Source organism: Streptomyces sp. NPDC127119, assembly GCF_042677425.1.
Classification (GTDB): Bacteria; Actinomycetota; Actinomycetes; order Streptomycetales; family Streptomycetaceae; genus Streptomyces.
Genome location: NZ_JBHXTO010000023.1, coordinates 1 through 11,647, shown reverse-complemented (window position 1 = coordinate 11,647; position 11,647 = coordinate 1). Strand labels below are relative to the sequence as shown.

Here is an 11,647-nt window from a genome sequence, read left to right as displayed (position 1 = left end):
AAACATCGTCGCCCGCGAGCGACGGCTTGCTGCACTACTAGGCGATGAAGTCCTCAAGGTCCCGCACGATCGCGGCCTTCGGCTTCGCACCGACGATGGTCTTGGCGACCTCGCCGTCCTGGTAGACGTTCAGGGTCGGGATGGACATGACGCCGTACTTGGCGGCCGTACCCGGGTTCTCGTCGATGTTGAGCTTGACGATTTCGATCTTGTCGCCGTACTCGGCGGCGATCGCCTCAAGGGACGGCGCGATCTGGCGGCAGGGACCGCACCAAGCGGCCCAGAAGTCCACCAGTACGGGCTTGTCGCTCTTCAGTACGTCCTGCTCGAAAGAGTCGTCTGTCACGTGCTTCAGGGTGCCGGCCACGGCGGGCTCCTTAACTGGTTGGTGCGGTGAGGCGGATGGGGGTCAGACAGTGGTCTTCTCGGGCTCCGCAGGCTCGCCGTCCGCGAGGGCGGCGAGGAATCGCTCGGCGTCGAGAGCTGCGGAGCAGCCGGTGCCGGCCGCGGTGATCGCCTGACGGTAGGTGTGGTCGACGACGTCGCCGGCGCCGAAGACACCCGTCAGGTTCGTGCGGGTCGAGGGCGCCTCGACCTCGAGGTAGCCCTCCTCGTCCAGGTCGAGCTGGCCCTTGAAGAGCTCCGTGCGCGGGTCATGGCCGATCGCGATGAACAGGCCGGTGACAGGCAGCTCTGACGTCTCGCCGGTCTTCAGGTTGCGCAGCTTCAGGCCGGCGAGCTTCTGATCGCCCTGGATCTCGGCCACTTCGCTGTCCCAGACGAACTTGATCTTCGGGTCGGCGAAGGCGCGCTCCTGCATCGCCTTGGAAGCGCGCAGCGTCTCGCGCCGGTGGACGATGGTCACGGACTTGGCGAACCGGGAGAGGAAGGTGGCCTCCTCCATGGCAGTGTCGCCGCCGCCGATCACGGCGATGTCCTGGTCCTTGAAGAAGAAGCCGTCACAGGTCGCGCACCAGGAGACGCCGCGTCCGGAGAGGGCGTCCTCCTTCGGCAGCCCCAGCTTGCGGTGCTGTGAGCCGGTGGTGACGATGACGGCCCTCGCCCGGTGGACGGTGCCTGCGGTGTCCGTGACAGTCTTGATCTCACCGCTGAGGTCGACCGAGACGATGTCGTCCGGGATCAGCTCAGCACCGAAGCGCTCGGCCTGTGCCCGCATGTTGTCCATGAGCTCGGGGCCCATGATCCCGTCCTGGAAGCCGGGGAAGTTCTCCACCTCGGTCGTGTTCATGAGGGCACCACCCGCGGTGACGGCGCCCTCGAAGACCAGCGGCTTCAGTGACGCGCGCGCGGTATACAGCGCCGCCGTGTAGCCGGCGGGGCCGGAGCCGATGATGATCACGTTACGGACGTCGGTCACGGCTTGATTCCTCGTCTCTGGGGACTGCTACGTACGACCGGGGGAGCTTCTCTCGGAACTCTCACCCCACCCAACGGATCCTAAGGGGCGCGCATTCCCACTGTGTCCGGGCACACGAAGACGAGTCACCGTCAGGGGAGGCCAGGGCCGGGCCGTAGTGTGCCGACGGCCGTCCGCGGTGGAGCCGAGCAGACTCAGCTGCGCGGGTAGGTGTGCTCCAGCAGGACCTTGCCACCGGAGGCCGACGGCTTGTCCATACAGGCGGAGTCGACGACGTACGCCGTGACCTGTGTCAGATCCGTGGCGGCGGGCAGCACCACGAGATACGCGTCCGTGCCCTCGTAGGAACCTTCCTTTGACGCGATCGGAATCGCATCGCGGCCGATCCCCTGCAAGACACAGCTGGGCACCGAGGGTGTGTTGAGCACCTGCGGCCCATCGGTGGACGCGGTGCCCTGAGGGCGGGAGCTCCGAGGGCCGCCGCCCTTCTCCTCCTCCGCCTTGGCCAGGAGATCCGCTACCTGGTTCTCCAGCTCCTCCCCGGCGAACGTGTTCGCGGAGTCGCTCTGCTGTGGAGATGCCGACGGCGGGTCGTTGTCCGTGCCGTCGCCTCCCATCGCCTGGATCAGCAGGCCTCCGAGGCCCAGAGCGGCCGCCGTGAACATGGCGCCCAGGACGACGGTGCTGCGGCGACCGCGACGGGGGCGGTTCGTGCGACCCGGTCCGGTGGCGGCACGTGAATGTCCCGCGGGGCGGTCCGTCACGGTCGATGTTTCACGTGAAACATGACCGCTGCCGTCGCCGCTCTGGCTCCTGTGCTCATCGTCGGCCGACGGACGGGACTCACTCACGGACGACAGAGCGCCTGCACCGGAGGCGCCGGGCGCTCTGTCGTTCAGCAGGGCTTCGGCGGCGAGGGCGGCGTCGATGCGTCCGGCGACGTCGTCGGGCATCCGCAGGGGGCCCGGCAGCGTGCCGAGCATGCCGCGGATCTCTTCCAGCGAGTCGTACACGTCGGCGCAGAGCGTGCAGTCGTCCAGGTGACGTCGTACATCGGCTGAACGGGACGAGGGGAGCAGACCTTCGGTGAGGTCGGAGATCTCCGTGACGTCCGGGTGCCCGGCCGTGTCGGTCGTGGATGTCACGCTCGCCCACCTCCGCCCTTCACAGCCGCTGAATCGCTTGGTCCGTCATGTGGTCCCGCTGCGGGTGGGACGGATGTCCCCTGCGTACGGTTCCTTCCCTCGCCCGACTCCTTGCTCGGTCTGTCGCTCCCGCTGTCCGTGCGCAGGTGTTTGAGCAGGGGGAGAAGTCTGGCTCTGCCACGGGCGCAGCGGCTCTTCACCGTGCCGGTCGGCACGTCGAGCAGCCTGGCGGCCTCCGCCACGGGGTAGCCCTGCATGTCCACCAGGACGAGGGCGGCCCGCTGGTCGGCGGGCAGGGTGCCCAGAGCAGCGAGCAGCTCACGGTGTAGATCATTGCGCTCGGCCGGCGCGGAAGCCGACTCGTGCGGCTCCAGGAGCTGCTCCAGGCGTTCCGTGTCGTCCACGGGGGAGGTCTTCCTGGAGGCCGTCTTGCGGGCCCGGTCCAGGCAGGCGTTCACCGTGATCCGGTGCAGCCAGGTGGTGACGGCCGACTGGCCGCGGAAGGTGTGGGCGGCCCGGTAGGCGGAGACGAGAGCGTCCTGGACGGCGTCAGCGGCTTCCTCACGGTCGCCCAGCGTCCGCAGGGCCACGGCCCAGAGCCGGTCGCGGTGACGCCGTACGAGCTCGCCGAAGGCATCGGGATCACCCTCGACATGACGGGTGAGGAGGTCCTGATCGCTTACTTCGCTGTAGGCGCCGTCCGCCATCGAACCCCCTCCCCCTCGGTTGCTCCTCAGCCGGTGAACTTCACGTCGGTGATCGCCTGCTTGTACCCGGCGCCACTGAACTGGTCGCCGGCCGCGTTCGGCACCGCCGTGATCCAGACCAGAACGTACCGGGTCTTCACAGCCTTCTTGGCCGAGATCTTCAAGTCCGTCGTGCTGGTCTTGCCGGCTGCGATCTTCGTCATCGAACCCAGACTCTGCGAGGACGACAACGAGTTGGCCGCGTACAGCGTGGCCGTCGTGTGGTCGCCCGCGTAGTACAGCCCTATCGAGGCCGCCGACACGTCCTTCTCGGACCCGAGGTCGTAGACGATCCCGACGCCCTCCTTGAAGGGCGCCAGCGTGGGGCCGCCCCGGTAGGAGTACGTCCTCCAGTACGTGGAGCTGTCCTTGTCGTACGTCAGGCCCACGTCGTTCGCGTGCTGGGCCTTGCCGTCCGGGTAGTACTCGGCGGCGCTCTGGATCGTGAGCGGCTTGGCCGGCTTCGTCTCGTCGCCGCTCTTGTCGTTGTCGTCCGTGATCTGGGTGTCGCCCGTCTCGTCGGACTTCCCGTGATCCATGAGCGCGTCGGCGAGCTGCCAGCTGCCCAGTCCCAGCGCGGCGATCAGAAGCGCGGACACAGCCCACTTGAGGGCTTTGCCGGTGCGGGTCTGCAGCGGGGGAAGCGGCGCCGACATCGCCTGGGTGGCTCCCGGGTGAGGCGCGGGGCGGCCGTAGTTGCCCTGCTGGTACGTCGTGCGCTGATAGTCGGGCGGCGCGGTGAACGTCGGCTCGGGCGGACGGATGCGGGGCATCTCGCCGATCGCCTTCACCAGTTCCTCCGGCGTGGTGCACGGAGGTTCCTGACGGGACGCGGTGGCCCCGTCGTTGGCGAGTGCGCGCATCGCGAGCTCGGAGAGACCGCGGTGCACGCCTGCGCGCACCTGGTCGGGCGCGATGAGGCCGACGCCCTTGGGCAGTCCGGAGAGCCCGTACGCGTCGTTCTCGTACGGCCAGCGCTGGGTGAGCGTGGCGTACAGGAGAGCGCCGATCGCCTCCGTGTCCGTGCGCTGCGGGGTGTCCGAAGTGATGCCGCGCAGCGCGGCGTTCACAGCGAGGCCCCGGATGCGCCACTGACCGGACGAGGTGCGCAGCACGGCGCCCGGGGTCAGCTTCAGATGCGCCAGCCCCTCGCGATGTGCGGCGGCCATCGCCTGGGACACCTGACTGACCATCTGGTACGCCTCGTGCACCTCAAGCGTTCCGGCGGCCAGGAGCGTCGTCAGCTCCGTGGCGTCGGGCAGCCATTCGTGCACCACATAGACGAGGTCGTTCTCCTCGACCGCGTCCAGGACCTGGACGAACCGGGGATCGCCCAGCAGGGCCGACGAACGGGCCGCCGCGAGGACGGAACGCGCTCGTGGATGGTCGGCGGGCAGCAGGTGCACACCGACGGCACGGCGGAGTTTCTCGTCCACCGCACGCCAACTGCTGAAACCGTCCACACGGGTGACGCACTCCTCCAGGCGATAACGTCTGGCGAGTTTGTGACCGCTGTGCAACTCGGGCGGTGCAGTCCTGCCGGGGCTCTCGTTCCCCCCGCTCCCCTGTGCCTCTGTGCTCTCCGAGCTGTCCGTGTCCCGCTCCCGGTTCTGGGCCACCCCGTCGGCCGTGGACTGGTCCGCCTTCGCGGTCAGCGGCTCATCGCCGCTGTTGTCCGCCACGTCGACGGCAGCCGTGCTCCGTTCCGCCACCGTCGCTCCTGCCTCCCCATTCGTTGCGCGTTGTCCGACGCCAAAGCCAATTGTGCCCACAGTCCGTCCCTCTGCACGACACGCGGTCGCGGACGATGGTTGTGCGCATACCCCGCTCTCAGCGCCCAAGGCGCCCGCGGACCATGCCCACCATTCCGTTCAGTTCCTCGATGCGCATCCGTCGCGCCGCGACGAAGAAGACTCCCAGCAGTACGACACCACCGACGACCAGGGCGACGAGCGAGCCTCCGGCCTCCTGTCCCAGTGACTTGCTGATTCCGTAGCAGGCCGCGCCGCTGAGCAGCGCGGCCGGTACCGCGGCGATCGCGAGCCGCGCGTAGGTGCGCAGGACGCGTCCGCCGTCCAGGTCGCCGCCCAGTCGCTTGCTCAGCCGCCGCCACGCGACCCCGACGCCGATCGCGTAGGCGATCCCGTACGAGGCGGCCATGCCCGCGACCGCCCACCGCGAGGGAAGCAGAAGGAAACAGAGCGCGGAGGCACTGGCGTTGACGACGGCCACGATGACCGTGTTGTAGAAGGGGGTGCGGGTGTCCTCGTACGCGTAGAAGGCTCGCAGCACCACGTACTGGACGGAGTAGGGGATCAGGCCGATGCCGAAGGCCATCAGCATGAAGCCCATGTTGGTGGCCTCGCTGGTCCCGGAGGCGCCGAACATCAGCGTGCACATCGGAATGCCGAGCGCGACGAAGCCGAAGGAGATCGGCACGATCGCCACGGCCGTCGTGCGCAGCCCCTGGGAGATGTCGTCGCGTACGGCCCCGGTGTCGCCCTCGTGGGCCGAGCGCGCGAGACGCGGCAACAGGGCGGCCATCAGGGAGACCGTGATGATGGCCTGCGGGAGACCCCAGATGAGTTGGGCGTTGGCGTAGGCGGCGAAGCCGGTGCCGTCGACCGGCGAGTCCTTGCCCGCCGCGGTGGACAGCTGGGTCACGACGATCGCGCCCGCCTGGTTGGCGAGGACGAAGAGCACGGTCCACTTGGCGAGCATCGCCGCCTTGCCGAGCCCGTGGCCCTTCCAGTCGAAGCGCAGCCGCAGCCGGAAACCGGTCTCACGGAGGTAGGGGATCATCGCGAGGGCCTGGACGACGAGGCCGAGCAGGACGCCGATGCCGAGGAGCCGCTCGCCCTCCGGCGGGATGGTCGAGGCCTCCATGCCGGAGCTGCTCGCGGTGCCGTACACCCAGATGAACATGCCGAGCGTCACGATGATGACGACGTTGTTCAGGACCGGGGTCCACATCATCGCGCCGAACTTCCCGCGCGCGTTGAGGATCTGACCCATCACCACGTGGACACCCATGAAGAAGATCGTGGGCAGGAAGTAGCGGGCGAACGTGACGGCGACGCCGTTGGCCGCCGGATCGCCCGCGACCCGTGTCGACAGCGCGCGGACCAGCAGGGGTGCGGCGAGCACCGCGAGTGCGGTGAGCAGGCCGAGAACCACGATGACGAGGGTCAGCAGGCGGTTGGCGTAGGCCTCACCACCGTCCTCGTCGTCCTTCATGGCACGCACCAGCTGCGGTACGAAGACGGAGTTGAGGCCGCCGCCGACGGTGAGGATGTAGATCATCGTCGGGAGCTGGTAGGCGACCTGGAAGGTGTCACCGAGAAGGCCGACGCCCAGCGCCGCGACGATCAGCGCGGAGCGGATGAAGCCGGTGAGACGGGACACCATGGTCCCGGCCGCCATCACGGCGCTCGACTTCAGCAGCCCCGACGCACGGCCCCCGGACTTCTTCGCGGGGGCGGCCGGGGGCGCGGGAGGCGCCATGGTGGCCGCAGCCGGTTCCCTCGCCGGCGGGGGCACGCTGGGCGGCCCGGCGGGAGGTTGGACGCCGCCCTGCTGCTGGTCCCGGAAGAGATGGGCGAACGCGTCCGGCTCGTGGCGTTCCTCGCCGGCCTGGGTCACCAGGTCGTCCACGCCCACGAACTGCGTCGTCCGGGGATCGTCCCCGTAGGGCAGGTACTGGGTGGGACCCTCCGGCTCGGGCGCCGGGGTCTGTGCCCACACGCGGGGGTCGGGGGCGTACGGGGACTGGGGCGGCTGGGCGTAGAGCGGAGGCTGGGGCGGGTACGTGCCGGGCGGCGGCGGAGGATGCGCGGCGCGGTCGTAGAGAGCCTCGGTGACCGGGTCCTGGGCGGACAGGTCCTGGGCCCGGTAGGGGTCCTGGGCATAGGCGTCCTGGAAGTACACCTCGGCCGCGGGCTGCGGAGGCACCTCGCCAGGTTCCGGCGGGCCCTGCGGCGGGCCGTCGGGGTGGCCGGAGCCTCCCGCGCCCTGACCGCGGTCACCGTCGTACGGCGCGTTCATGGTTACCCCACCTCATCGTCCCCGGGCCCACCGGCCACGACATCGCTCAACGGTCCACTCTCTCACCCGTGCCGGACGGGTCGGTGATTTCCGGTGCGGTGTCCGGTGAAGGGTCACTCGGGTGCTCCGGGCCGGGTGCGCTCGACTTGGTCGTGGACGCCCGGTCGCGGCCACCCTCCGTCTCGTCAGCGCTCCCCGCGGCGGCCTGCTCCGCGTCGGTGCTCTCCGCATCACTGGCGGCGGCGTGCTCCGCCGAGCCGTCCGTGGGGACGGCGTCCGCTTCCAGTGCGGCCTGGCGGGCGGCTTCCCGCTTGCGCTGCGTGTACATCCGGAACCCGGCGAGCACGAGCAGCAGGACGCCACCGGCGATGACCAGCATCACCGTGGCCGTGATCTCGGTGACCTTCACATCGAAGGTCACCGCGGGTCCGTACGCCTGGCCGTCCTCGGTGTACAGCTGGGCGATCACCCCGGCCCGGCCGTTCGCGTGGGCGTTGGTGGTGAACTTCACCGACTGGCTGTGCCCGCCCGCGACCGCGACCGGCTGCTCCTGGAAGTCGCCGTCGTCGATGCTGAGGCGGCTCGGCTGCGTGGAGGTGAGCCGCAGTACCAGGTGGTCGACACCCTGGACGAGGTTGTTCTGCACGGTGACCGGGATCGTGGCGCTGCGTCCCGAGAGCTTGGCCTCGGACTTGTCGATCAGCCCGACGCCCTCGGTGAGGCCGATGAGGTAGTTCAGCACACCCTCGCGGTACGCCGTCGCCTCGTCCGCACGGCCGCGCCAGGAGGTGGACATCGACCGGTCCATGGCCCGCCCGAAGGGGGTGACCACCCGGGACTTGTCGGAGAGGATCACCTGGAAGCTGTTGAGCTTCCTCTGTGTCTCCTCGATCCGCGCGAAGGCCTCTTCGGGCAGTTCCTGCTTGGTCAGCGAGCGGGGGTAGTCGGACGCCGACGGCACCCGGGTGGTGGCACCCGCGTCCGGCTTGGCCTTGGTGGCAGCGGACAGCTCGGCGGACTCCGACCAGTTCCCGGCCTGGAGCGCGGTCAGTGCCTGCGCCATCGTCTGGGCCTGGCTGGCGGTCGGCATGCGCTGCGGGGCGACCACGACGCTGCGCTGCTTGTCCGGCGCCTGGCGGGTGAGCATCAGGCTCTGCGCGAGGAACCGCTGCACGGCGAGCGTGGAGTTGCCGGCCACCGTCATGTCGCCCTGGAAGGCCGTCGACAGTCGGGCGTCCGCGACGACCGCTGTGGTGCCGCCGCCGATCGGCCGGGCCGCCGAGGGCGTGTACGGGAGGGCCCCGGTCTCCTGGAGGCTGTCGCTGCGGGCGAGCACCGTGTCGGCGCCGGCGGAGGTCGCGACCTTGACGATCGACGGGTCGATCGCTCCGTTCACGGGCCAGGCGTACTCCGTGCTGGGGGTCACATGGAGGACCGACTCCACGGTGATCGCGGCCGCGGTGGTGGCGTCCTTGAGATGGCTCAGGGATCCGGTCACCTTCGTGCCGTGGTGAGCCAGGGACGCCAGGTCCGGGTCCGCGAAGGGGAGGGCGACGACCTCCTCGCCCTCGACCTCCTTCTCCAGCTTGCTGAGCCACTGCTTGGCCACCGCCTGATGCGTACCGGCCGTGGTCGTCGTGCTGGAGCCGTTCACCTGGACCCGGTAGCTGCGGGTCATGGCGTCGACGGAGGCGAGCAGGTCCGGGTCGATGACCCAGGTGATGTCGAGGTCCTTGCCGAGGCTGAGGAGCTGTTCCAGACGGCCACCGGGGGAGAGCTCGGCGGCCAGGGCGTCGTCGTCCGCGAAGACGGGCGTCTGCTGTTCGTTCGAACCCGTCTCGGCCGTCATGTGGGAGGTCGAGATCAGCGGCCAGAGGTAGGTGGTCCTGGCCTTCGTGTCCGCGGCCTCCGGCTGCCACGGGAGGAAGGTCCGCTCGATACCGAGGATCTGGTCGTACGCCGCGGCGGTGGTCCGGCCGGTGAGCGTGACACCGAGCTGGTAGACGCCGTCCGAGCCGAGGTCCAGCTTGTCGACGGGCACGGAGATGCTGAACGTCTGCGGGACGCCCGGGGCGAGCCTCGCGAACTCGGCCACGTACTTGCCGCCGACCTCCGAGCCCGCGTAGGGGTTGCTCTTGGCGGCGTCGTCGATGGCCGAGCGGCCGTTCAGCGTCGGGCCCACCCGCAGTCCGACGTGCGCCGCGGTGACCGCCTGCTTGCCGTTGTTGACGACCCTGCCGGAGACGGTGAGCGTGTCACCGTCGGAAGGGACGGCGGGGCTGAGCGCGTCCAGCGAGACGCCGACCGTACGGGAGCCGGTGGCTTCGGCGGCGGCGCTGGGTTCAGCGGCATAGGAGGACGGAGAAATGGGCAGCTGTAGGACGCCGGCCAGCAGAGGCGCCCCGGCGAGCAGTGCTCCCGTGCGCCGAAGCCACCGGCGGGCAGGTGAGGGAATGGTCCCCTGGAAGTCTGCCGCCTCGGCCACGCGCTCGCCCGTCCCTCGTCGTCGTCAGTGGTCGTCGGAATGTGCGTCCACGCATGGTAACGATGCGCGCCGAGGGTAAGTGCCGCGGTCCGCTCCACAAGATCGGAAGAAGAGACCCGGCTGTCCCTCTATGTGGCCCTATCTAGGGTGGTGTCCCCACCCTGAACAAGGGGAGGGACCTGTGCACTTTTAATGAAGGCGCCCTCGGGCATCGGGGCCACGTAACCTTTTCTGTTGTGTCGAACGCCAACGAAGACAGTCTCAGTGCACTGAGCCAGGTGCAGAGCCGCGCGGTGAGCGAGCTGCTGCGGGTGTCCCCCGTCGCCGATGAACTGGCCCGCCGTTTCCAGGAGGCCGGGTTCTCTCTCGCCCTCGTCGGCGGCTCGGTCCGGGACGCCCTGCTCGGCAGGCTCGGCAACGACCTGGACTTCACGACCGATGCCCGCCCCGAGGACGTACTGAAGATCATGCGTCCCTGGGCCGACTCGCTGTGGGAGGTGGGCATCGCCTTCGGCACGGTGGGGGCGCAGAAGGACGCACGCGTGGGTGATGTCGTGCAGAGCTTCGAGATCGAGGTGACGACCTACCGCTCCGAGGCGTACGACCGGTCCTCGCGCAAGCCCGAGGTGTCCTACGGAGACTCCATCGAGGATGACCTGGTCCGCCGTGACTTCACGGTGAACGCGATGGCCGTGGCGCTTCCCGAGAAGAAGTTCATCGATCCGCACGGCGGACTCGACGATCTCGCAGCCCGTGTCCTGCGGACTCCGGGGACTCCCGAGTCGTCCTTCTCCGACGACCCGCTGCGGATGATGCGGGCGGCGCGCTTCGGGGCGCAGCTCGACTTCGAGGTGGCGCCGGAGGTCGTCGCGGCGATGAAGGCCATGGCCGACCGCATCAAGATCGTCTCGGCCGAGCGCGTGCGTGAGGAACTGAACAAGCTGATCCTCTCCGCGCACCCGCGCAAGGGACTGACGCTGCTCGTCGACACGGGGCTCGCCGACCGTGTGCTGCCCGAGCTGCCCGCGTTGCGTCTGGAGCGGGACGAGCACCACCGGCACAAGGACGTCTACGACCACTCGCTGATCGTCCTGGAGCAGGCGATGGCGCTGGAGGAGAACGGTCCGGACCTCACCCTGCGCCTGGCCGCGCTGCTGCATGACATCGGCAAGCCGCGGACGCGCCGCTTCGAGGAGGACGGGCGGGTCTCCTTCCACCACCACGAGGTGGTGGGGGCGAAGATGACCAAGAAGCGGATGACCGCGCTCAAGTACTCCAACGAGCTGGTGAAGGATGTCTCGCGCTTGGTCGAGCTGCACCTGCGCTTCCACGGCTATGGCACCGGGGAGTGGACCGACTCGGCTGTCCGCCGCTATGTCCGCGACGCGGGACCGCTCCTCGGCCGGCTCCACAAGCTGACCCGCTCGGACTGCACGACACGGAACAAGCGCAAGGCCGCCGCCCTCTCCCGTGCCTACGACGGTCTGGAGGAGCGCGTCGCCCAGCTCCAGGACCAGGAGGAGCTGGACGCGATCCGTCCCGACCTCGACGGCAACCAGATCATGAAGGTTCTGGACATCGGACCGGGCCCGGCCATCGGTCAGGCCTACAAGTTCCTGCTGGAACTGCGTCTGGAGAACGGGCCGATGGAGTACGACGCCGCGGTGTCCGCTCTCAAGGAGTGGTGGGCGGAGCAGAGCTGAGAACGCGCGAGCGCGATCGCCCGGGGTCATGTTTCACGTGAAACATGACCCCGGGCGACTCTAAGCCGGATACGCCGCGGGGCGTTTTTTGAAGTGTATAAACCGGCCGCGGCGGGTGGTGTTGTGTGGTTTGTTGGTGTGTGTTG

Annotated in this window: 8 protein-coding genes; 1 reads left to right on the top strand and 7 read right to left on the bottom strand. The window is 69.1% G+C overall.

The window, feature by feature from the left end; translation table 11 throughout:
• Positions 1–37: 37 nt before the first annotated feature.
• The 7 genes from trxA to ACFVH5_RS13460 all read right to left on the bottom strand — a co-directional run bounded on the left by trxA (position 38) and on the right by ACFVH5_RS13460 (position 9,798).
• Positions 38–367: a thioredoxin gene (gene trxA / locus ACFVH5_RS13490; protein WP_384807845.1), complete on the bottom strand. Its 330-nt coding sequence runs from the start codon at positions 365–367 to the stop codon at positions 38–40.
• Between the two features lie 42 nt (positions 368–409).
• Complete coding sequence (gene trxB / locus ACFVH5_RS13485) at positions 410–1,378, bottom strand: thioredoxin-disulfide reductase (protein WP_385833728.1); 969 nt, start codon at positions 1,376–1,378, stop codon at positions 410–412.
• 194 nt (positions 1,379–1,572) lie between these two features.
• A complete protein-coding gene (locus ACFVH5_RS13480; protein ID WP_385833727.1) occupies positions 1,573–2,523 on the bottom strand; it encodes a hypothetical protein in 951 nt (316 codons plus the stop codon).
• The gene (gene sigM, locus ACFVH5_RS13475; RefSeq protein ID WP_385833725.1) at positions 2,520–3,230 is read right to left on the bottom strand and encodes an RNA polymerase sigma factor SigM; all 711 of its coding nucleotides are present in this window, start codon (positions 3,228–3,230) and stop codon (positions 2,520–2,522) included. Before sigM ends, ACFVH5_RS13480 begins: the two co-directional genes overlap by 4 nt.
• A gap of 26 nt (positions 3,231–3,256) precedes the next feature.
• On the bottom strand, positions 3,257–4,981 hold the full coding sequence (locus ACFVH5_RS13470) for a protein kinase family protein (RefSeq protein WP_385833724.1): 1,725 nt from the start codon (positions 4,979–4,981) through the stop codon (positions 3,257–3,259).
• 118 nt (positions 4,982–5,099) lie between these two features.
• Positions 5,100–7,313, bottom strand: a complete 2,214-nt coding sequence (murJ, locus tag ACFVH5_RS13465; protein ID WP_385833723.1) for a murein biosynthesis integral membrane protein MurJ — start codon at positions 7,311–7,313, stop codon at positions 5,100–5,102.
• Positions 7,314–7,359: 46 nt separating this feature from the next.
• Positions 7,360–9,798 (bottom strand): DUF6049 family protein, encoded by a 2,439-nt coding sequence (locus ACFVH5_RS13460; RefSeq protein ID WP_385833722.1) that lies wholly within the window; start codon positions 9,796–9,798, stop codon positions 7,360–7,362.
• Positions 9,799–10,034: 236 nt separating this feature from the next.
• Here ACFVH5_RS13460 and ACFVH5_RS13455 point away from each other — a divergent pair, with 236 nt between their 5' ends.
• On the top strand, positions 10,035–11,501 hold the full coding sequence (locus ACFVH5_RS13455) for a CCA tRNA nucleotidyltransferase (protein ID WP_385833720.1): 1,467 nt from the start codon (positions 10,035–10,037) through the stop codon (positions 11,499–11,501).
• Positions 11,502–11,647: the final 146 nt, after the last annotated feature.

What these genes read in the sequence shown, in the direction of transcription:
- murJ (WP_385833723.1), bottom strand. Translation starts at nt 7,313, where the DNA reads ATGAACGCGCCGTACGACGGTGACCGCGGTCAGGGCGCGGGAGGCTCC.
- sigM (WP_385833725.1), bottom strand. Translation starts at nt 3,230, where the DNA reads ATGGCGGACGGCGCCTACAGCGAAGTAAGCGATCAGGACCTCCTCACC.